Below are 19,722 nucleotides of genomic sequence, written 5' to 3' on the forward strand. Positions count from 1 at the left end.
CGGCGGCAGGCGGGGCGGCGCGGGCGCTGACCGTCCTGGCCGCGATCGTGCGCCGGCCCGTATTCTGGTTGCTGGCAGGCGGTTTCGCGATCTGCGGGGCCTCCACCAACGGATTGGTCGGCACCCATTTCGTCAGTGCCGCACACGATCACGGCATGCCACCCACCACCGCGGCCGGACTGCTGGCCACCGTCGGCATCTTCGATGTCGCGGGCACGATCGCCTCGGGCTGGCTCACCGACCGCATCGGCTCGCGGTACCTGCTGACGATGTACTACGCGCTGCGCGGCCTCTCGCTGGTGATCCTGCCGATGCTGTTCGCTCCCGATGTGCGGCCGAGCATGTGGGTGTTCGTCATCTTCTACGGCCTGGACTGGATCGCGACGGTGCCGCCGACGGTCGCGCTGTGCCGCGAACACTTCGGCGCCGACGGTCCGATCGCCTTCGGCTGGGTGTTCGCCTCGCATCAGATCGGCGCCGCGATCGCCGCGTCCGGCGCCGGCGTCATCCGCGACATGCAGGGCAGCTACCAGCTCGCCTGGTTCCTCGCCGGAGGTCTGTGCGCGGTGGCGGCGGTGATGTCGCTGAGCATTCGCCAACCGCGTCCGCGAGAGGCGCTGGCGCAGTAGAGTTTCAATCCCGGCTCCACCGTTCCCGATGAGGGAGGTCGTGCAGTGCCCGTGGTTTCCGTGCCGATCCGGCCCCGGCTGATTGCCGCGGCGCTGACCGGCGTCGCAATTCTGTTCGTCGCTTGCGGATGCGGATCGTCGTCGAAACCCGCGCCCGCGAGCACCTCATCCGCCGCCGCGACCACCTCGCCGGCCCCGGCCGTCCATCCGCTCGACGAGCCCACGCTGCGCGGCATCGTCGAGTCGGTGGCGCGGCCGGCGTCGGTGCCGGGAGTCGTGGCCTTCGTCCGCACCGCCGCCGGCGAGGTGGGCACCTCCTACGGCACCCGGACCTTCGGCGGCGGCCCGGCGGTCACCGCGGCCGATCACGTGCGCATCGGTTCGGTCACCAAGACCTGGACCGGCACGGTGATCCTGCAACAGGTCCAGGAACACAAACTGGCCCTCGACGATCCGGTCTCGAAGTACCGGACCGATGTGCCCGGCGGCGGGGCGATCACCATCGCGCAGCTGCTCGATATGCGCAGCGGCCTCTTCAACTACAGCGAGACCCGCGAACTGGCCGAGGCCATGGACGCCGACCCGGGCCGGGTGTGGCAGCCCGACGAACTGCTCGCCATGGCCTACGCGCACCCGCCGTATTTCCCACCGGGACAGGGCTATCACTACTCGAACACCAATACGATCCTGCTCGGGCTGATCGCCGAACAGCTGGACGGCAAACCGCTCGAGCAGATCATGCGGGACCGGCTCTTCGGCCCGCTCGGCCTGACCCAGAGCTCGTTCCCCGCGCGCACCTCCGCGACCGTGCCCGACCCGCATCCGCAGGGCTACATGTACGGCACCAACGTCGTGACGATGGGATCCCCGCCGGCGCTGCCGCCCGAGATGCAGGCCGAGGCCAAGGCGGGCCGGCTGCTGCCCGGTGATCGCACCGCGGACAATCCCTCCTGGGCATGGGCCGCGGGCGCGGGAATCTCCACGGTCGGGGATCTGGCCACCTGGGCCGAGGCGCTCACCGACGGCAAGGTCCTCGACGCCGACATGCAGGGCCGGCGCATGAGCAGCCCGCAGCCGACCGCGCCGGCCAACCCGCCGCAGGCGCCGCAGTACGGTCTCGCCATCGCGAAATTCGGTGCGCTGTACGGACATACGGGTGAGCTGCCCGGCTTCAACACCTTCGCCGGATCCGATCCGGCGCACAAGGTGACCGTGGTGGTGTGGGCGAATCTGGAACCCACCGCCGACGGGAGCGCGGCGGCCAGTGAGATCGCCAAGCGCATCATCGAACATCTCTACGGCACGGGCGCCGCGACGGCGACCTCGGCCACCACCGCACCCGCCACGACGACCTCGCCGACCCCGACCGCGGCCGCCACGTCTGCGGTCCCGCTTACGCCGACGGGTACGCCCGCACCCGCCCGGTGAGCCGCTGAAACGAAGGCAGCAACGTTTCGGCATCCGATGGTCGGATGCGTACCGACCCATGCCGATGTCCAGTAGCGTCGATGTGGTTACGAGTTGGCAAACGATACGGCCGGTATCCGGCACGACCTGTGCGCCCGTCGCACGTGTCGGGCAACGAAGGAGGATCGAAGTGCTGCACACCGACATCCCGACCCGCCGCGAGATCGAAACCCTCGCCGAATGGACCGGCCCCTGGTCGGTGTCGATCTATCTGCCGACCGAAGCCGCCACCGCGAATCCGGAGGCGAACCGGATCGCGTTCACCAATCAGGTCCGGGAGGCGATCGATCTGGTCACCGAATCCGACGGTCGCGCGGCCATCGCCGAACAGCTCGACGATCTGGCCGATGACGAGGATTTCTGGCGCTTCCAGTCGCACACGCTGGTCGTGCACGTCTCCCCGCAGCGCATGTGGACCTTCCGGATCCCCAACCGTCTCGGCGCGGCGGTCACCGTCTCGGACCGGTTCCTGCTCAAACCGTTGCTGCGAGCCGTCACCTTCCCGCAGGCCGCCTTCGTGCTGGCGTTGGCCGAGGGCGCGGCGCGGCTGGTCGAGGTGACCCCGGACCGGCCGGCCGAGGACGTCCGGGTTCCGGACATGCCCGGCAACGCCGCGGATTTCGCGCGCAAGGCCTCGATCGGCGATCGTTCGCCCAAGCGGCGGCTGACCGGCAGCGAAGGGAAGAAGGTGCTGGTCCGGCAGTACGCGCGCGGAGTCGACCGAGCGTTGCGCGACATCCTCTCCGGCCGCGACACCCCGCTCATCCTGGCGGCGCCCGAACCGATCGACGCGATCTATCGTTCGGTCGCCACCTACGGCGAACTGCTCGACGACGGAATTCCCGGCAACCCGGAACATCTGTCGGATCAGGAACTGGCCGACAAGGCCCGCCACATTCTCGACGGCCACTACGCGGCGCAACTGGCCGATCTGCGCCAGCTGTTCGACAAACGCCGCAGCGAGGCTCGCGCCACCGCCGACCTCGCCGATATCGCCCGCGCGGCCACCTTCGGCATCGTGCAGACATTGCTGGTCGACATCGACACCGCCGTACCCGGCACGGTCGCCGAGGACACCGGTGCGATCGATTTCGGTCCCGAATCCGAGACCGAGATACCGGGAATCCTCGACGAGATCGCCCGCCGCGCACTGCTTTCGGGCGCGCGGGTGCTCGCGGTGCGTAAGGCCGATATCCCGGACGAGGCAGCGGCCGCCGCCATCCTGCGCTATTCGATGTGAGCGGGGGTCACGCCAGAAACGGTGTGACCAGTTCCAGCAGCGCTTCGGGGCCGTCCAGTGGGACGATATGACCGCAGTCCGGAATCACATGCCCGACAACGTCTTTCGCGATCGGCCTCAGCTGGCGATGCAGTGCGTCGCCGACCGAGCCCGCGCCCAGCGCGAGTGTCGGCACCGTCAGGCGCGCTGCCGCGGTCGCCTCGGCCAGCAGCCGAGCCGTCCGGGGAAGAGCACGGTAGTACTCGAAGCCGGCGCGCAACGCGTCCGCACCGGTATAGGCGTTCAGAATGTGTTCTCGCAGAACGGGGTCGATCGGCTCGTGCGGGACGCCGACCCGGAGGAACCAGTCGATGTAGTCGGACTCGTGGCCGAGCAGGACGGTCTCGGCCAGGCCCGGCACCGAATGGAAACCGAACCACCACGGCGGCCCGGCGGCCAGGAAATCCTCGGCGCCGGGCAGCGTGCCGAGCAGGGACTCCATCACCACCAGGCGGTCGACCCGATCAGGCCGGCGCAGGGCGGTCAGCACCGCGGCCGGCACCGAGGCGTCCACTGCCATGATCGAAGCACGCTCGACGCCCAGATGGTCGAGCAGGCTCACGATATCGGCGGAGACGGTGGCGGCGTCGTACCCGTCGGCGGGGCGCCCGCTCTCGCCGAGCCCGCGCAGATCCGGCGCGATGATCCGGTGGGACCGCGCCAGGGTCGGTGCGACGCGATGCCAGATTCCGCGGGTGTGCGGCCAGCCGTGCAGCAGCACCAGCGGTGGACCGGCTCCGGTGTCGGTCACCGCCAATTCGACGGAATCGGTGGTGACGCGGAGGGTTTCGGCGTTCAGCCACTGATCGTCGGACATGCGTGGGCTCCTTCGGTGACTGCCGGTGACAAGATCAACCGTAGGAGGTGGAGCGGTCGGTTGCCACCGCACGGCTCGAACGGGCGCGGGTGCGGCGGCCGAGGGGGTTGTGCGGGAACCTAACCGTCGTGGGCTGTCGCCGTCGTGGCGAGGTCGTCGATCGCCGCGATGAGGTGGTGGCGGCTGTCGGCGGCGAGGGCCAGGAGTTCCTCGTCGCCGAGTGCGCGGGCCCAGATCGCCGGATCGACGGCCTCGACGACGACGGTCTCGCAGCGCTCACGCACGACCACCGGATGCGGCACGATCATGTCGGCCCGGTCGTCGTCCGCGAGTTCGGCCACGAGCAGGTTGCGGCGGCAGACCTCCAGGATGGTGTGATGGGCCAGGCGCCGGGTGCGGCCGTCGTACCGCGCCGTGTTCAGGTCAACCTCCGCGAGGATCGCGAAGCCGTTGGACCGCAACGCGTTCCGGGTACGATCCAGCGCCGTGTCGAAATCGGAGAGCACCCGGGTGACGATCGTCGGCGAGGGCGCCACGGGCAGCCGGATCTCGGTGACGAGTTGACGCGGATCGCTCACCTCGTCGGGACCGACCAGATAGACCTCGGTCGGCGGGCCGATGATCCGGTAGGCATTGCGATCCACCCACTCGGCCAGGCTCCGATAGGCGGCGCCGAGATCGCGGTAACCGCCGTGGTGGCAGGCGCGGGCCACCGTCGTACCGGGGGTGACGAGCACCTCGGCGCCCGAGGCCAGACTCAACTCGGCGGCGGGCTCGACCGGAACGCGGAAGTCGACGCTCGTCGCGACCGCCGATCGTTCGGTGTCGGTGTAGGTGATCGCGGTCGGGCCGCTGGCGGTGAGGCCGGAGCGGGCGACGGTCGCGAACAGTTCGCGCATACCCGCGGTGATGTCCTCACCGGGCCGATCCGTCCGGATCGCGCGAGGTAGTCGCAACAGGGCCTGCGGCGGCACTTCGCACACGTCCACCCGGTAGTCCATGGCGTCCTCTTTCTCGGTGTCTGCCTCGACAATGCCCGCGGCCCCGCCGGTGCGCGAGGGACCAAGGGCCTGTCCTGCCGGGACGAACGCGCCGACTTCGCCCCGGTGGCGGGCCGCGGACGAAGGCGGCCCGCGGTAGCGACTTTCGGCCCTAGATCGACGGTCATCGCAGCCGGACGATCGGAGCAGGCCCGGCGGCAGGAGGCGGCGATGACCAGTGACAACGGGACCGAGCGGACGATCGTCGCGGCGGTCGACGGATCCGGTACGGCGCTGCAGGCGGTGCGGTGGGCGGCGGCCGAAGCGGCCGTGCGCCGGTGGGGATTGCGGATCCTGCTCTCGTCGGCCTCGGCGCCGCGCACCGGGCTCAGTGCGATGGAGATCGTCGGCGGCCGGGAATGGTTGTACTGGAACGGTGAAGGCGTGCTGTCGGAGGCCGCGGCCATGGCCCGGCATGTGGCCGACGGTGTGGAGGTCACCACCGAACTGACCGCTGATCCGGTGATCGACACACTGGTGGAGCGCTCGGCGCGTACGCCGATGATCGTGGTCGGCAGCCACGGCCGCGGTGCGGTCCGCCGGGCGCTGCTGGGCTCGGTCAGCTCGGCGGTCACCCGGCAGGCCCGGTGCCCGGTCGCGGTCGTCCACCGCGAAAGCCTGTTCACCGTGGGCGAGGACGGGCGGCCGGTGGTGGTCGGCGTCGACGAGGACGGCACCGCGGTCGGCTGTGCGTTCGAGGAGGCGGCGTTGCGCGGGGTCGGCCTGCAAGCCGTCCGGTGCTGCGATGACGACGTCGGCGGGTTCGTCCTCGACGGGGAACTCCAGCAGTTCCGCGCGGACGAGACGGGCGCGCTGGACCGGCAATTGGCGCCGTGGCACCGCAAGTATCCGGACGTCGCGCTGGAGTCGGAGGTCATGTTCGGCGGTCCCGCCCAGGTCCTGCTGGAACGAGCGGGCGACGCCCAACTGCTGGTGGTGGGCCGGCACCGCTGGACGGGCCTGGTCGGAACCACGATGCGGTCCACGCGCGCCGCGGTCCTGCATCGCGCCCACTGCCCGACGCTCGTGGTGCCGGAGCACGTGCAGCCGGAGTAGGTCCGGCGGAGATGCGTTTCCGTATTAGAATCAGCTGTGCGACAACAACACTCGAAGTTTGCGTCGCCGGTTCGAGCGGTCCCTCCGGAGCGCCGTCCCGCCGATCGGCGTGCGCACCCGTCCGACGCTGAAGCGCGACGCTCTTCGCTGCACCCGGCGACCGGTCCGCGGCGGGTGGGCCGGCGTCGGTGCCGGACTGCGGAAGAACCACCGTTTGGCCGCTTCGGCGAGAACCAGATAGACCAGCACGGTCGCGCCCAACGCGGCGAAGAACGCGGCGGGCAGCGGGGTGAGGCCGAGATCGGGCGCCACCGGCGTGTACGGCAGAGCCACGCCTACCCCGACCGCGGCGAGCACCGCCAGCAGCAGCGGAACACTGGGGCGGCTGCGATAGCTGGGACTGCGGCGCGTGCGAATCACGAACAACACCAGCGTCTGAGTGCACAGGGATTCGACGAACCACCCCGTGTGGAACAGCTCCGCGCCGGCATGGAACACGAACAGCATCACAGCGAAGGTCGCGAAGTCGAACAGCGAACTGATCGGGCCGAAGACGAGCATGAAGCGCCGGATCAGGCCGATGTCCCAGCGGGCCGGGCGGGCGAGTTGTTCCGGGTCGACGGTATCGGTCGGAATGGCGAGCTGGCTGGTGTCGTACAGCAGATTGTTGAGCAGGATCTGGCCGGGAAGCATCGGCAGGAACGGCAGGAAGGCCGAGGCGCCGGCCGCGCTGAACATATTGCCGAAATTGCTGGACGTGCCCATCAGCACGTATTTCATGGTGTTGGCGAAGATTCGGCGTCCGGCCATGACTCCGTCGGCGAGGACCTGTAAGTCCTTCTCCAGCAGAACGATGTCCGCGGCGTCCTTGGCGATATCGGTCGCCGAGTCGACGGAGACGCCGACATCGGCGACGTGCAGTGCGAGCGCATCGTTGACACTGTCGCCGAGGAAGGCGACATCGCGGCCGGCACGCCGTTGCAGGCGGACGATGCGCGCCTTCTGCTCCGGGTCCACACGGGCGAAAATTGTTGTGGTGGACAGTAATTCGCTCAACGAGGCGTCATCACACCGTGGCGCCGTGGCGGATCCGCTCGTGCAGCGCGTCGGCGGCGCGTTCGGCGCGAAACTCGTTCACCGCCCCCAAACCGACCGACACCAGCAGGATGATTCCGATGACGACCGCGTCGGAACGTTCACCGACGAAGAACGACACCACCGCGGCCACCCCGAGCAGCAGCAGAAGCGGCGAACGCAGCTGCCGCGCGAGCACCGCGAGCAGCCGGGCACGGTGCGTGCGAACGGCATTCGGTCCGAGCAGGTGACGTCGGCGCGCGGCTTCCGTGCTCGTCAGGCCGGTGTCGGAGGTGGTCACCGCGGCCAGCACCTGGGCCGGGGTCGAGGTGGCGGCCGAGGTCGCCGGCACTGGGCCGATCGAGGTGGTGGCATCGGTCCGGGGCGTGGCCGTCGAGACGACCGCTCGCACGGCGGCACGGTTCATACCTCGATGGTTGTTCGCGGCTACGGGCTTCGCCAGGGACCAAAGACCTTGCCGGACTGCTACGTGGTCACCGCCGCTGCCGGCAGGCGGCCGGGGACCGGTGGCGGGGTGGGTGAGGACTTGTGTACCTTGCCGGGGTTCGTACGCGGGCGGAGGCTGGGGGAATGCACCCTGGCAAACCGGTGGCCGGGCCGGTGATCGACGCGCGTCGCTACGACGCGGTGATCTTCGATATGGACGGCGTGGTCACCGACACGGCGTCGATCCACGCCGCCGCGTGGACGCAGGTCTTCGACGGATTCCTCGCCGCCCGCAAACCCGGGCCCGGCGAGAACTGCGCGCGGTTCACCGCCTCCGACTACCAGGACTACGTCGACGGCAAACCGCGCTACGACGGCGTCGCGGATTTCCTTGCCTCCCGGGCGATCTCACTGCCGCGGGGCGAGCCGTCGGACACGGCGGCCGACGCCACGATCTGCGGCCTCGGCAACGGCAAGGACGAGGTGTTCCTCGCCCGGATCGCCGAGTCGGGCGTACCGGTGTTCGCCACCACGGTGGCCCTGGTGCGCCGCTTGCGCGCGGCGGGAGTGCGGGCCGCGGTGTTCTCGGCCAGCCGCAATGCTGCTCAGGTACTCGACGCCGCGGGGCTGGGGGATCTGTTCGCCGTGCGGGTGGACGGTGTCGTGGCCGAGGAACTCGGGCTGCCGGGCAAGCCCGATCCGGCCACCATGGTGCTGGCCGCGCAGCGGCTGGGGGCCGAACCCGAGCGGACGGTCGTCGTCGAGGATGCCGAGGCCGGGGTGAGCGCCGGGCGGCGCGGCGGGTTCGGACTGGTGATCGGCATCGAGCGCGCCGGAGATCCGGACCGGCTGCTGTGCACCGGAGCCGACGTGGTGGTCACCGACGCCGAGGAGATCCGGGTGCGCAGCGGTTTCCGCCGTCTGTCGGAGATCGCGGACGCGCTGGCGTGCTGGACGTCGATCGCCGACGCCGTCGAGGACGAGCGCATCGCGGTGCTGCTGGATTTCGACGGCACGATCTCGGAGATCGTGCCCGATCCCGAGACGGCGATCCCGATCGAGAATGTGCGCGCCACCTTGGCCACGCTGGCCGCGCGGTGTCCCGTCGCCGTGATCAGCGGTCGCGGACTCGACGATCTGCGCACACGCGTGGGTGTCGAGGGCATCTGGTACGCCGGTAGCCACGGTTTCGAACTCATGGCGCCCGACGGCACCGAACACGTGCACGACGGCGGCCCGAAAGCCGAACGCGCGCTGGTACAGGCGGCGGCCGAACTCGCCGACCGGTTGAGCCGGATTCCCGGGGTGCTGATCGAGCCGAAACGATTCGCGGTCGCCGTCCATCACCGCCAGGTCGCCGCCGACGCCGTCTCGACGGTTGTGGCCACCGTGCACGACATCGCCCGCGGGCAGGGACTGCGCGTGACCGCCGGCCGCAAGGTCACCGAATTGCGTCCCGATGTGGACTGGGACAAAGGGCGGGCGCTGCACTGGGTGCTGGATCTGGTGGGCCGCCAGGTCATGCCGGTATACCTGGGCGACGATCTGACCGACGAGGACGCCTTCGACGCGATCCAGGTCACCGGAATGCCGCTGGTGGTTCGCCACGCCGACACCGGCGACCGGCGCACCGCCGCACGGTTCGCCCTCGACAGTCCCGCGCGCGCCGGGGAATTCCTGCAGCGGATGGCGGAACTGCTGACCGGGGAGAGCGACTGGGCGGTGGGACGCTCGTGGCTGCTCACCTACGACGGCTACGACCCCGGTGCCGAGCGGCTGCGCGAAGCGTTGTGCGCGGTGGGCAACGGCTACCTCGTCACCCGCGCGGCCGCGCCGGAGACGCGCGCGGGAACCCACCACTATCCCGGAACCTATGTCGCGGGAATCTACAACCGGCTCGGCGACGAGATCGCCGGGCGGCACGTCGAGAACGAGAGTCTGGTGAATCTGCCGAACTGGCTTCCGCTGACCTGGCGCATCGCCGACGACGAATGGTTCGATCTCGACGATGTCGAATTACTGGACTACACACAGCAATTCGATATGCGCCAGGCGGTACTCACCCGGCGGCTGCGCTGCCGCGACGCCGCCGGCCGGATCACGGCGGTGGTTCAGCAGCGTTTCGCGTCGATGGACTCACCCCACGCGTGCGCGATGCGGACCACCTTCACGCCCGAGAATTGGAGCGGGCCGCTCACCATCCGGTCCGCGATCGACACCTCGGTCCGCAACGCCGGAGTCGACCGGTACCGCGACCTGTCCGGAAAGCACCTGAGCGAATTGCGCATCGATATACCGGACGCGCACACCGCATCCACGCTGATGCGAACCACGCAGTCGCTGATCACCGTGGCGGTGGCCACCCGGACCACAGTGACATCGCACGCGCGGCGAACAGCCGGTTCGCCGCTCGCCGACGGTACGGCCGCGCACGATTTCGTCGTGCGTGCCGAGTCCGGGCACGACATCGTCGTCGACAAGACCGCCGCGGTGTTCACCGGCCGCGACCGCGCCATCTCCGCTCCCGACGAGGCCGCGCTGCGCCTGCTCGACGAGGCGCCGGACTACGACGCACTGTGCGCCGCGCACGCCGATGCCTGGGATCACGTGTGGCGGCGGCTGCGCATCGATCTGGACGCCAGTGAGGAATCGGTGCGCGCGCTGCGACTGCACGTTCTTCAGGTGGCGCAGACGCTGTCGCGCCATACCGCCGACCTCGACGCCGGGGTGCCCGCGCGCGGTCTGCACGGCGAGGCTTACCGGGGGCACGTGTTCTGGGACGAGCTGTTCGTCCTGCCGGTGGTGAGCCTGCGCGATCCGGCGCTGACACGAGAACTGTTGCGGTACCGCTACCGCCGCCTGCCGCAGGCGCGGGCCGCGGCCCGCGCACAGGGCTGCCGCGGCGCCCTGTTCCCCTGGCAATCCGGCAGCGACGGGCGCGAGGAGAGTCAGCGCCTGCATCTGAATCCCCGCTCGGGACACTGGAATCCGGACGCCAGCGCTCGCGCGCAACATGCCGGCCCGGCAGTGGCCTACAACGTGTGGCACTACTATCAGGCCACCGGAGACCGGGCATTCCTCGTCGAGTTCGGCGCCGAACTCCTGGTGGAGATCGCCCGATTCTGGTCCGATCGGGCCGGCTACGATCCCGCCGACGACCGGTATCACATCCGCGGTGTCATCGGACCCGACGAATTTCATTCCGGCTATCCCGGGCGGCCCTACGAGGGCATCGACGACAACGCCTACACCAATGTCATGGCGGTGTGGGTCATCCGGCGCGCCCTGGACACGATCGAACTGCTGCCGCCGCGCGTGCGGTCGGAACTGCTCGACCGCCTCGCGGTGCCGGCCGCCGAACCGGAACGCTGGGCCGAGGTCGCCGATCGGATGTTCGTGCCCTTCCACGAGGGAGTGATCAGCCAGTTCGCCGGATACGACCGGCTCGCCGAACTGGATTGGGACGACTACCGGCGCCGCTACGGCGATACGAGCCGGCTCGACCGCATCCTCGAGGCCGAAGGCGATGACGTCGACCGGTATCGCGTGGCGAAACAGGCCGACGTCCTGATGCTGTTCTATCTGTTCTCGGCCGACGAGTTGGGGCGGCTGTTCGCCGGGCTCGGCTACGATTTCGGCGGCCCGGACATCCCGCGCACCGTCGACTACTATCTGGCCCGCACCTCGCACGGCTCCACCCTGAGCGCCGTCGTCCACGCCTGGGTACTGGCCCGGGCCAACCGGGACCGCGCGATGGAATTCTTCGCCAGCGTCCTGGAATCCGATATCGCCGACATCCAGGGCGGCACCACGGCCGAGGGGATTCACCTGGGCGCGATGGCGGGCAGCATCGACCTGGTGCAGCGCTGCTTCACCGGACTCGAAACCCGCGACGACCGCCTGATCTTCGCCCCCTGCTGGCCACCCGAGCTGGGCACGCTGACCTTCGCGATCATCTACCACGGCCACCGCTTGACCGTGCGCATCGACGCCCGGCGAATCGAAATCACCTCCGACACGGACGGGGCGCGGTCGATCACGATCGAATGCCGCGGCCGCATCGTCGTCCTGTCGACCGGGGAGAGCGTCACGCTGCCGGCGACCGACGAACACTGACAGCGCAACACCGACGGCATGGGAACGCCGAACCTCCGCGGACGGTTCGGCGCGCCGTGCTTCGAATTATGCTGGATCCGAATTATGCCGCGGTCGAACGGAATTCGGTGATCCGCCACCATTCCGCGCCACCGGCGGCGTGACCGGTGACCGCCACCGGCAGATCGCGGCGGCGCAGGCCGGGCAGCACCCGATAATCGATCGAGCCCGGGACACTGACGAGAGCCAGCACCCGCCACAGGGCGCGGGCGTAGGCGTCCGCGGACGCCGGCCCGTCCCATTCGTAGAGCCCCCGGTACGCGCCGCGTTGATCGTGCGCCAGCCACAATTTGGTGATCAGGCCAGGGAACCCGGCGAAGAGCACGGTATTGAGGATGCTCTCGCGCCGGAACCACGCATGCCCGCGTCCACGCACGCCCCGCAACTCGAAACGCACCAGCAGCACACACGGTTCGGGCGACGGGATCCGATCGATCACGGTTTCCCGGTACACGTAGGCCGAGGTTCCGTCACCGAAACTCAGCCACGTTCCCACATTCCGCGACGGGCAGTGGATGCGATGCCGTGCCAGCAGGCCGGCGGTCGTGACCACACACCGGGCGACCGCGCGGAACGCCCTCGCGCTCGGCAGTGGTGTCGGGGTGCCGGTGGTGGTCACGGTGCCCTGCTTCCGATCGGGACGGGATGGGCGACGCGATGCGTTTCGGCGCGTTCCTTGATGCCGCGCAACATCTTCTGCTCCATCACGAGGCTGCCCGGTTCCAGGAAGAAGGTGTCGAACAGCCGCAGCACCGGCGAGGCGCCGGGAGTCGCGATCCGGTTGCGGCTGACCAGCCGGGTGCCCTCCGGGCACGGATACAGTCCGAACGCCCAGACCCAGTTGCTGTCATCGGTGCGGAAGACGAGCGCTCGTCCGGGTTCGAGCACCGCGACCCGGGCCGGGGTGCTGTCGGAATTCACCGTGACGGCGTCACCGACGGCGAGGTGCTGGAACTGCGGCAGGATCGACCGGGTGCTGTGGACGTCGATGCCCAGGAGCCGGTCGATCCAGTCGTAGCTGTAGATTCCGCCGCGCTGCGGTCCGAACTGCACGAGCCAGGGCCAGACCGCGGCGGGATCGGCCGCGATCGTGATCGCCCGGGTCGAGAGCATGTCGGGCAGCAGGAGCAGATCGTCGCCCGGCATACGCCGCCGCACCTCCTCCTCGGTCGCACCCCAGCTCAGACACCAGCGGCGGGCGAAGAGCCGGTAGCCGGTGGCCAGCCCGCCCAGAAAGGATGCGGCGCCGACCGCCGCGGCCGCACCGCGACGGGCCACCGAATGCTCAGTCCTCATGTGTCTGCTCTCCCTCCGGCGAGCGCACTACCATGACGGGGCATTTCGCGTGCTGGACAAGGGAATTGGACACCGAACCGAGCAGCAGCCCGCGGAAGCTGCCGCGGCCGTGGCTGCCGACGACGATGAGCTGCGCGGATTCGCTCCACCGCTGCAGATGGGCGGCGGGCTCGGCCATGCTGATGTGGCGGCGCACCGGGACGTCCGGATACTTCTCCTGCCAGCCGGCCAGTCGTTCCGCGAGGATCGCTTCCTCGTTCACCTCGATATCCGACATCGGGAACCAGGTGTACGGGTCGCCGACGAACGAGCCGAACGTCAGATCGCTCCACGCGTGGACGGCGACCAGTTCGGCGCCGCGTTCGGCGGCTTCCTCGAATGCGGCCGCCACCGCGGCCTCGCTGAGCGGGCTGCCGTCGACGCCGACCACGACGGGGCCGCTCTCGCGCGGTCGTGGCTGGTCCTCGGACTCGGTGCGTACCACCACGACCGGGCCTTCGGCGTGACTGGTGACCGACAGCAGGATCGAACCGATATGGGTGCCGAAGCCGTCGGCGCCCTGGGCGCCCAGCGCGACCAGATATCCGGTGGCGCTGTGCCGCAACAGCATTCGCGCCGGATGCTCCGAGGAGACCTCCGTGCTGACCTGGACCTCGGGCAGAGTGCCGCGCACGGCGAGCGCCTCGCGGGCAACCAGTGCGGCGCCGTGGGCGCGCAGGCGTTCCAGCACCGCTGGCTCGGACACGTCGTAGTTGTTGAACACCCGGCTCGCGCTCGGCAGGTCGAGTCCGTAGGCGATGCGCAGGTCGCGTCCTCGATCGCGGGCGACCTCGGCCGCCCACAGCAGCGCGGTGCGGGCACCGGCCGACCCGTCGACACCGACCACGATCGGGGCGGAGGCGAGGTGGTGCGCGTCGTCCGCGTACTGAGAACTCATCGGTATGTCCTTTCACCCGGATCGATCCGCCGCGCGGATGCGCCGCTCATGATTCGATCTCCTCGGTTGTGATATGCAGTCCCAGCGCCGCGACGACGATGCCGAGGACGAGATACAGCGGCTGCGCCCAGTCCAGGGTGCGAAGCATGGTCATCTCGGCCAGCGGCCAGCAGCACGTGCCAGCGCCCGACGCCATCCCAGCGAGTGATTCCTGCCATACCCCGACCTTTCCCGACACCGGGGAAGCGCCACCAGGGCCTTTGGTCCCGCACTGTCGTCACGAGGGTCCACCGGAGCCGGACGCCCGGCGACCGGCCGACGGTTGCCGCGGCAGCCGACCGTCACGACGACCACGACGGTCCGAAGACTCGGCGTTCCGGTGACTTTCGGCCGTGCCCCGTCGGCTGTGCGGGCGCGATGCTGAGTGCGATACCGCACCAGCGAAAGGGGCGACAGACCATGGGCATGTTCAGCGGACGCAGTGCGATCGTCACCGGCGGCGCACGGGGCATCGGTGCCGCCGTCGCGGCCGAACTCGCCAAGGAGGGACTCGGCGTGGTGATCGCCGATCTCCTCGAACGCGACGGCACCGCCACGGCCACGGCCTTGGGCGCCGGCGCGATCTTCCGCCGCCTCGACGTCGCCGACGAGGATGCCTGGCAAGGGGTGATCGCCGACGCGGAGGCCACGTTCGGTCCACTGGCGGTCCTGGTGAACAACGCCGGCATCGTCGATTTCGGCGGCGTCGACACCGAGCCGCCGACGATCTTCCGCCACGTTCTGGACGTCAACCTGTACGGCTCGTGGCTGGGCATGCACCTGGCCGGTCCCCGCCTGCGGGAAGCCGGGGGAGGGGTGGTGGTCAACATCTCCTCGACCGCCGGCCTGATGGGGTACGCGGGCCTGGGCGCCTACGTTGCCAGCAAATGGGGGTTGCGCGGGTTGACCAAGGCGGCAGCGCTCGAATGGGGACCGGCGAACATCCGCGTCTGCTCGGTGCATCCCGGCCCGATCCGTACCGCGATGACGGCCGGCATGGACGAATCCGTCACGGCCGCACAACCATTGGCGCGTTTCGGGGAACCCGAAGAAGTCGCCGCCATGGTCCGGTTCATCGTCTCCGAGGCGACGTTCTCCACCGGATCGGAATTCGTGGTGGACGGTGGCGCCACGACCGGCCAAGTACTGAATCTGCCTGCCGCGGTAGGGGATCGATGATCATGACGAGACATCCGGACTACGACACGATGATGACGGCGGTAGGTCTGGCGGTGCGCGCACCGTCGGTGCACAACAGCCAGCCGTGGCTGTGGCGCATCGGGGACGACACCGTCCAGCTGTACGCCGACACCGCCCGGCAACTGCCGCAGACCGACCCCGATCAGCGCGATCTGATCGTGAGTTGCGGTGCGGCGCTGCATCATCTGCGGGTGGCCGCCGCCGCGCTGGGCTGGGCGACGGTGGTGCACCGACTGCCGAACCCGGCGGTGCCGGACCATCTGGCGGCGGTGGAATTCCGGTCCGCTCCGGCGACGGTCGACGCGGTCGGGCTCTCCCGCGCGATCCCGCTACGCCACAGCGACCGCCGCCACTACACATCCTGGGAAGTGCCCGACATCCACGTCGGCGCCTTGGCGGCCGCCGCCGCGGTGAACGGTGTGCTGGTCCGCGATGTGGTCGCCGACGGTGACCGGGTGCGGTTGCTGCACGCCTTCGAGCGGGCGGCCGCGGTACACAACGCCGACGCCGCCTACCGCGCCGAATTGGCGCGCTGGAGCGGCCATCACGCTGCTCCCGACGGCATTCCGGCCCGGAGCGCAGTCGCCGCGACCGATGCGTCGACGCGGCCGTTCGGCGATCCGCGGCTACCGGAGGCGGTCGTCCGCGATATCGCCGACGCCGATCACATGCTGGTGCTCTACACGGCGGGCGACGACCGGGTGAGCCGGCTGCGCGCCGGGGAGGCGACCAGCGCGATCCTGCTGGCCGCGACCACATTCGGCTTGGCGACCTGCCCGCTCAGCGAGCCGCTCGAAATTCCGGAGGTGCGCGCGGACCTGCGAACCGGTCTGCTCGACGACAGCGGATATCCGCAGATGATCGTCCGAACCGGCTGGGCCGCAACCAGTTCCCCGCTGTCACCGACACCGCGACGACCGCTCGACGACGTCGTGACCCGGCTGTGAGGAGATGACCGACATGAGACGGTATCCGTCGTTGGCATTGCGCGCATGGCGCACGGGTCCGTGGACGCCGAACCGGTTGATGCGGCCGTCGGACCGAATCGAGGCCGTCGTCCGGATCCTGGCCGTCGCCGTGGTTCTCGCCGCGGTGCCGATCTGCGCGGCGATGGGCACGGCCCGCTACACCGATGCCGCCGTGCAGATTCGCGGCGAGAACGCGGCGAAGACGGCGGTCACCGCCACGATCTTCACCGATCCGGTCCGTGCGACGGCGGCATCGATGGACGTGTCCGCCGATCGATACGAAGCCACGGTTCGGTGGACGCACGACGGGCGATCCGGCGAAGCCACGACAACCGTGGCCGCCTCGGCGCATCCCGGGCAGCAGCTGACCATGTGGCTGGCCCCCGACGGCCGCCCGACCGCCGCGCCGCTGCCCGCCGACACCGCCGCGATGCGCGGCGTCGGGCTGGGAATGGCCACATTCGTCGAAATCTGTTTCGCTACAGCGGCACTGGTATGGCTGACGGCCTGGGGCTTCAGCGTGCGGCATCGTGCCGGCTGGGCCCGGGAGTGGCGAAAGATCAGCCGCCCCATAGGAACTCCGTAAACACACGATTCACGAGGAGAACATCATGACCGAGCATTCCGCCGTACCGCAGCGGCACATCGATCGGCCGATCGTCGCCGCGGTCGACGGCTCGGCCGTCGGTTATCACGCGGCCGCCTGGGCCGCCGCCGATGCCGCACTGCGCGACTGCCGCCTCCATCTGGTCACCTCGATCTCGGTCGCGGGCGGGCTGGGGCCCGCCCCGATCCTCACCGAGGACGATATGAGCTGGCTGCACGTAGACGCCGAACGCATCCTCGTCGAGGCCGCCCGCATCGCCCGCGCCGCGACACCGGACCGTACGCCGGTGATCACCACCGAGATCACCACCGACGCCGTGATCGAGCATCTGATCGCCACCTCGGATCAAGCGGAGGGGATCGTGGTGGGCAGCCGTGGCCTGGGCGCCATCCGGCGTGGCCTGCTGGGATCGGTGTCCTCGGCGGTGATCCGGCACGCGAATTGCCCGGTGACCGTGGTGCATTCGATGTCGGCGACCGACGCGGTCACGGCGGTGAAGCCGGTTCTGGTCGGCGTCGACGGCACGGCGAACGCTATGCCGGCGCTCGAATTCGCCTTCGCGGAGGCGTCGCGGCGCACCGTCGGATTGGTGGTGCTGCACGCGTGGAGCGACCGCAGCAGCGGTCTCGACCCCGCGATCGTCGGCTGGGACGCGATCCGGGAATCAGAGGACGCGGTGCTGGCCGAGACCCTGGCCGGATACTCCGAACGGTATCCCGATGTGAAGGTGCGTCGCGAAATGGTGCTGGACCGCCCGGTGCGCTCGCTGCTCGACGCGTCGGAGAACGCGCAGCTGGTGGTCGTCGGCAGCCACGGTCGTGGCGGATTCACCGGAATGCTCCTCGGCTCCACCAGCGCGGCACTGGTGCAGTCGGTGGAATGCCCCATCACCGTGGTGCGGCAACCGGCCGAATAGACCGCGCCGCAGCGGGTTCGGTAGCAGTCGGCGGGGTGGTCAGCTCAACGGAGCCGACCACTCCAGACGAGTACCCGGCCGTTGCGAACCCGCCACGCCGGCCTCGGTTCGGAACGTCCCGCCCAGCGACCGCGCGCGCTCGGCGAGATTGGTCAGGCCGCTGGGAGTGATGTTGTCGCCGATACCGCAGCCGTCGTCGGTGACGGTGATCGTCAGGTCGTCGCCGACGCCGATCACGACCTCGAGCGTCGTGGCGCCGGCGTAGCGGACCGCGTTGCTGACCGCTTCGCGCACAACGGCTTCCGCGTGGTCGGCAAGCTGCGAACCCACCACCGACAGCGGTCCGGCCACCCGCAGCGAGCTGCGGATCGGAGTGTCGCCACACTGCTGGCGGATCGCCTCGTCGAGGCGCTGGCGCAAGCGCGTGCTGGTGCCGCCGTGCAGATCGAAGATGGAGGTGCGGATCTCCTGGACCACATCCTGCAGTCCGTCGATCGCTTCGGTGAGCCGGACCTTGACCTCGGGAACGCGGGTGCGGGGCACCGCGCCCTGCAGGGACAGGCCGATCGCGAACAACCGCTGGATGACGTGATCGTGCAGATCCCGGGCGATCCGATCGCGGTCGGTGAGCACGTCGAGTTCGCGCAGCCGCTGTTGGGTGGCGGCCAGCTGCATGGCCAGTGCCGCCTGATCGGCGAAGGCGGCGGCCAATTCCAGCATCTCGTCGTCGTAGGGGGCGGTGTCCTTGGCGCGGACCGCGATCAGGATCCCTTGTGGGGCATCGCGAGTGTGCAGAGGGACCAGCAGCACCGGTCCGCCGGTGGGAAACAGTGCGGCGAAATCGAGGTCGCTCACGTCGTCGAAGCGCAGCGGCCTCCGGTCCGCGAAGGCTGTCCCGATGACGCCGGTGATGTCGAGGGAGCGTCCCGCGGCGTCGGTCCGTTCGCCCGCCGCCTGGTCGACGATCAACTCGGTGATCTCCTCGGCCGGCACATCCGGGTCGGTGACCGTGGCGAGCAGCACCCATTCCGATCCGGTGAGCACACGCACATGGTCGACCAGATGGGCCAGCACCCGGCCGGGCTCGTCGGCGGCGAGGAATTCGGTGGTCAGATCGCGGGTGGCCTCGATCCACGCCTGCCGGTTGCGGGCGGCCTCGTACAGCCGGGCATTCTCGATGGCGATACCCGCGGCGGCCGCGAGTGCCTGCACGATCAGCTCGTCGTCCTCGGTGAACAGCTGACCGCCGGCCTTCTCGGTGAGATACAGGTTGCCGAAGATCTCGTTGCGAATATGCACCGGAACACCGAGGAACGTGCGCATCGGCGGGTGGTGGGCCGGGAATCCGACCGACGACGGATGCTTCGCGAGATCCTCGAGCCGGATCGGTGCGGGCTGGGTGAACAACATGCCCAGCACGCCGTGGCCCTCGGGCAGATCGCCGATCCGCTTGCGCGTCGGTTCGTCGATGCCCTCGTAGATGAACTGCAGCAGATGTTCGTCGTGGCCGCGGACGCCCAGCGCGCCGTACTGGGCGTCGACCAGGCTGATCGCGGCGTGCACGATGGCGCGCAACGTTTCGGCCAGATCGAGTCCCGCGGTCACCGCCAGCATCGCCTCGACCAGACCGTCCATCCGGTCGCGGGAATCCATGATCTCGTCGACCCGATCGCGCACCTCGGTGAGCAACTCGCGCAGCCGCAGCTGCGAGAGAGTGTCGCGCACCGAGTAGGTACCGGCTCGCTGATCATCGGGCATATCGTCAGTCTCGATTCACTGTCCGAGTAACGCGAAA

The 19,722-nt window shown here is 69.5% G+C and carries 17 protein-coding genes and 1 pseudogene; 9 read left to right on the top strand and 9 right to left on the bottom strand.

The genetic code is table 11. From position 1 onward, the window contains the following. The 3 genes from RJ03_RS29900 to RJ03_RS29910 all read left to right on the top strand — a co-directional run. Window positions 1-629: MFS transporter (locus RJ03_RS29900; RefSeq protein ID WP_036508919.1), on the top strand; the 629-nt coding region annotated here is incomplete at its 5' end. A 45-nt stretch (window positions 630-674) separates the two neighbouring features. Continuing rightward, on the top strand, window positions 675-2,057 hold the full coding sequence (locus RJ03_RS29905; protein ID WP_063820470.1) for a serine hydrolase domain-containing protein: 1,383 nt from the start codon (window positions 675-677) through the stop codon (window positions 2,055-2,057). A gap of 169 nt (window positions 2,058-2,226) precedes the next feature. Next, window positions 2,227-3,336 (top strand): baeRF11 domain-containing protein, encoded by a 1,110-nt coding sequence (locus RJ03_RS29910; protein WP_036508921.1) that lies wholly within the window; start codon window positions 2,227-2,229, stop codon window positions 3,334-3,336. 7 nt (window positions 3,337-3,343) lie between these two features. Here RJ03_RS29910 and RJ03_RS29915 read toward each other — a convergent pair whose 3' ends face one another. After that, window positions 3,344-4,192: an alpha/beta fold hydrolase gene (locus RJ03_RS29915; protein ID WP_036508924.1), complete on the bottom strand. Its 849-nt coding sequence runs from the start codon at window positions 4,190-4,192 to the stop codon at window positions 3,344-3,346. Window positions 4,193-4,311: 119 nt separating this feature from the next. Beyond that, on the bottom strand, window positions 4,312-5,193 hold the full coding sequence (locus RJ03_RS29920) for a DUF302 domain-containing protein (protein ID WP_036508927.1): 882 nt from the start codon (window positions 5,191-5,193) through the stop codon (window positions 4,312-4,314). Between the two features lie 210 nt (window positions 5,194-5,403). Here RJ03_RS29920 and RJ03_RS29925 point away from each other — a divergent pair, with 210 nt between their 5' ends. After that, complete coding sequence (locus tag RJ03_RS29925; protein ID WP_036508930.1) at window positions 5,404-6,288, top strand: universal stress protein; 885 nt, start codon at window positions 5,404-5,406, stop codon at window positions 6,286-6,288. 30 nt (window positions 6,289-6,318) lie between these two features. Here the strand turns inward: RJ03_RS29925 and RJ03_RS29930 are convergent. Further along, window positions 6,319-7,356: pseudogene (locus RJ03_RS29930) on the bottom strand (HAD-IC family P-type ATPase); the annotation flags it as partial. Next, window positions 7,355-7,789, bottom strand: a complete 435-nt coding sequence (locus RJ03_RS29935; RefSeq protein WP_036508933.1) for a cation-transporting P-type ATPase — start codon at window positions 7,787-7,789, stop codon at window positions 7,355-7,357. The gene RJ03_RS29935 and the pseudogene RJ03_RS29930, both read right to left, overlap by 2 nt. A 164-nt stretch (window positions 7,790-7,953) precedes the next feature. Between RJ03_RS29935 and otsB the strand changes: the two genes are divergently transcribed. After that, window positions 7,954-11,925 (top strand): trehalose-phosphatase, encoded by a 3,972-nt coding sequence (gene otsB / locus RJ03_RS29940; RefSeq protein WP_036508936.1) that lies wholly within the window; start codon window positions 7,954-7,956, stop codon window positions 11,923-11,925. Between the two features lie 82 nt (window positions 11,926-12,007). Here the strand turns inward: otsB and RJ03_RS29945 are convergent, their stop codons facing one another. From RJ03_RS29945 to RJ03_RS37505, 4 genes are read right to left on the bottom strand one after another with little or no spacing between them, the layout of a single operon-like run. Then, complete coding sequence (locus RJ03_RS29945; protein ID WP_051025424.1) at window positions 12,008-12,583, bottom strand: hypothetical protein; 576 nt, start codon at window positions 12,581-12,583, stop codon at window positions 12,008-12,010. Further along, a complete protein-coding gene (locus RJ03_RS29950) occupies window positions 12,580-13,260 on the bottom strand; it encodes a hypothetical protein (RefSeq protein ID WP_036508939.1) in 681 nt (226 codons plus the stop codon). Before RJ03_RS29950 ends, RJ03_RS29945 begins: the two co-directional genes overlap by 4 nt. Continuing rightward, entirely contained in the window at window positions 13,250-14,197 is a 948-nt protein-coding gene (locus RJ03_RS29955; protein ID WP_036508942.1) for a universal stress protein, read from the bottom strand. Before RJ03_RS29955 ends, RJ03_RS29950 begins: the two co-directional genes overlap by 11 nt. 46 nt (window positions 14,198-14,243) lie before the next feature. Beyond that, a complete protein-coding gene (locus RJ03_RS37505) occupies window positions 14,244-14,393 on the bottom strand; it encodes a hypothetical protein (protein ID WP_157163534.1) in 150 nt (49 codons plus the stop codon). Window positions 14,394-14,656: 263 nt separating this feature from the next. Here RJ03_RS37505 and RJ03_RS29960 point away from each other — a divergent pair, with 263 nt between their 5' ends. From RJ03_RS29960 to RJ03_RS29975, 4 genes are read left to right on the top strand one after another with little or no spacing between them, the layout of a single operon-like run. Next, window positions 14,657-15,415: an SDR family NAD(P)-dependent oxidoreductase gene (locus RJ03_RS29960; RefSeq protein ID WP_036508970.1), complete on the top strand. Its 759-nt coding sequence runs from the start codon at window positions 14,657-14,659 to the stop codon at window positions 15,413-15,415. A gap of 2 nt (window positions 15,416-15,417) precedes the next feature. Next, window positions 15,418-16,383, top strand: coding sequence for an Acg family FMN-binding oxidoreductase (locus RJ03_RS29965; protein ID WP_036508945.1), 966 nt, complete (start codon window positions 15,418-15,420; stop codon window positions 16,381-16,383). 4 nt (window positions 16,384-16,387) lie between these two features. Continuing rightward, on the top strand, window positions 16,388-16,990 hold the full coding sequence (locus RJ03_RS35340) for an Rv1733c family protein (RefSeq protein ID WP_051025425.1): 603 nt from the start codon (window positions 16,388-16,390) through the stop codon (window positions 16,988-16,990). A gap of 25 nt (window positions 16,991-17,015) precedes the next feature. Continuing rightward, entirely contained in the window at window positions 17,016-17,927 is a 912-nt protein-coding gene (locus RJ03_RS29975) for a universal stress protein (RefSeq protein WP_036508948.1), read from the top strand. A gap of 39 nt (window positions 17,928-17,966) precedes the next feature. Here the strand turns inward: RJ03_RS29975 and RJ03_RS29980 are convergent, their stop codons facing one another. Further along, complete coding sequence (locus tag RJ03_RS29980) at window positions 17,967-19,685, bottom strand: GAF domain-containing sensor histidine kinase (RefSeq protein WP_036508950.1); 1,719 nt, start codon at window positions 19,683-19,685, stop codon at window positions 17,967-17,969. Between the last annotated feature and the right edge of the window lie 37 nt (window positions 19,686-19,722).

The organism is Nocardia aobensis NBRC 100429 (genome assembly GCF_000308375.1).
Lineage (GTDB): Bacteria > Actinomycetota > Actinomycetes > Mycobacteriales > Mycobacteriaceae > Nocardia > Nocardia aobensis.

Bases quoted from the DNA above. Each gene is read 5' to 3' on its own strand.
- RJ03_RS29915 (WP_036508924.1), bottom strand. From the start codon at position 4,192: ATGTCCGACGATCAGTGGCTGAACGCCGAAACCCTCCGCGTCACCACC.
- RJ03_RS29920 (WP_036508927.1), bottom strand. From the start codon at position 5,193: ATGGACTACCGGGTGGACGTGTGCGAAGTGCCGCCGCAGGCCCTGTTG.
- RJ03_RS29925 (WP_036508930.1), top strand. From the start codon at position 5,404: ATGACCAGTGACAACGGGACCGAGCGGACGATCGTCGCGGCGGTCGAC.
- RJ03_RS29935 (WP_036508933.1), bottom strand. From the start codon at position 7,789: ATGAACCGTGCCGCCGTGCGAGCGGTCGTCTCGACGGCCACGCCCCGG.
- otsB (WP_036508936.1), top strand. From the start codon at position 7,954: ATGCACCCTGGCAAACCGGTGGCCGGGCCGGTGATCGACGCGCGTCGC.
- RJ03_RS29950 (WP_036508939.1), bottom strand. From the start codon at position 13,260: ATGAGGACTGAGCATTCGGTGGCCCGTCGCGGTGCGGCCGCGGCGGTC.
- RJ03_RS29955 (WP_036508942.1), bottom strand. From the start codon at position 14,197: ATGAGTTCTCAGTACGCGGACGACGCGCACCACCTCGCCTCCGCCCCG.
- RJ03_RS37505 (WP_157163534.1), bottom strand. From the start codon at position 14,393: ATGGCGTCGGGCGCTGGCACGTGCTGCTGGCCGCTGGCCGAGATGACC.
- RJ03_RS29960 (WP_036508970.1), top strand. From the start codon at position 14,657: ATGGGCATGTTCAGCGGACGCAGTGCGATCGTCACCGGCGGCGCACGG.
- RJ03_RS29965 (WP_036508945.1), top strand. From the start codon at position 15,418: ATGACGAGACATCCGGACTACGACACGATGATGACGGCGGTAGGTCTG.
- RJ03_RS35340 (WP_051025425.1), top strand. From the start codon at position 16,388: ATGACCGACATGAGACGGTATCCGTCGTTGGCATTGCGCGCATGGCGC.
- RJ03_RS29975 (WP_036508948.1), top strand. From the start codon at position 17,016: ATGACCGAGCATTCCGCCGTACCGCAGCGGCACATCGATCGGCCGATC.
- RJ03_RS29980 (WP_036508950.1), bottom strand. From the start codon at position 19,685: ATGCCCGATGATCAGCGAGCCGGTACCTACTCGGTGCGCGACACTCTC.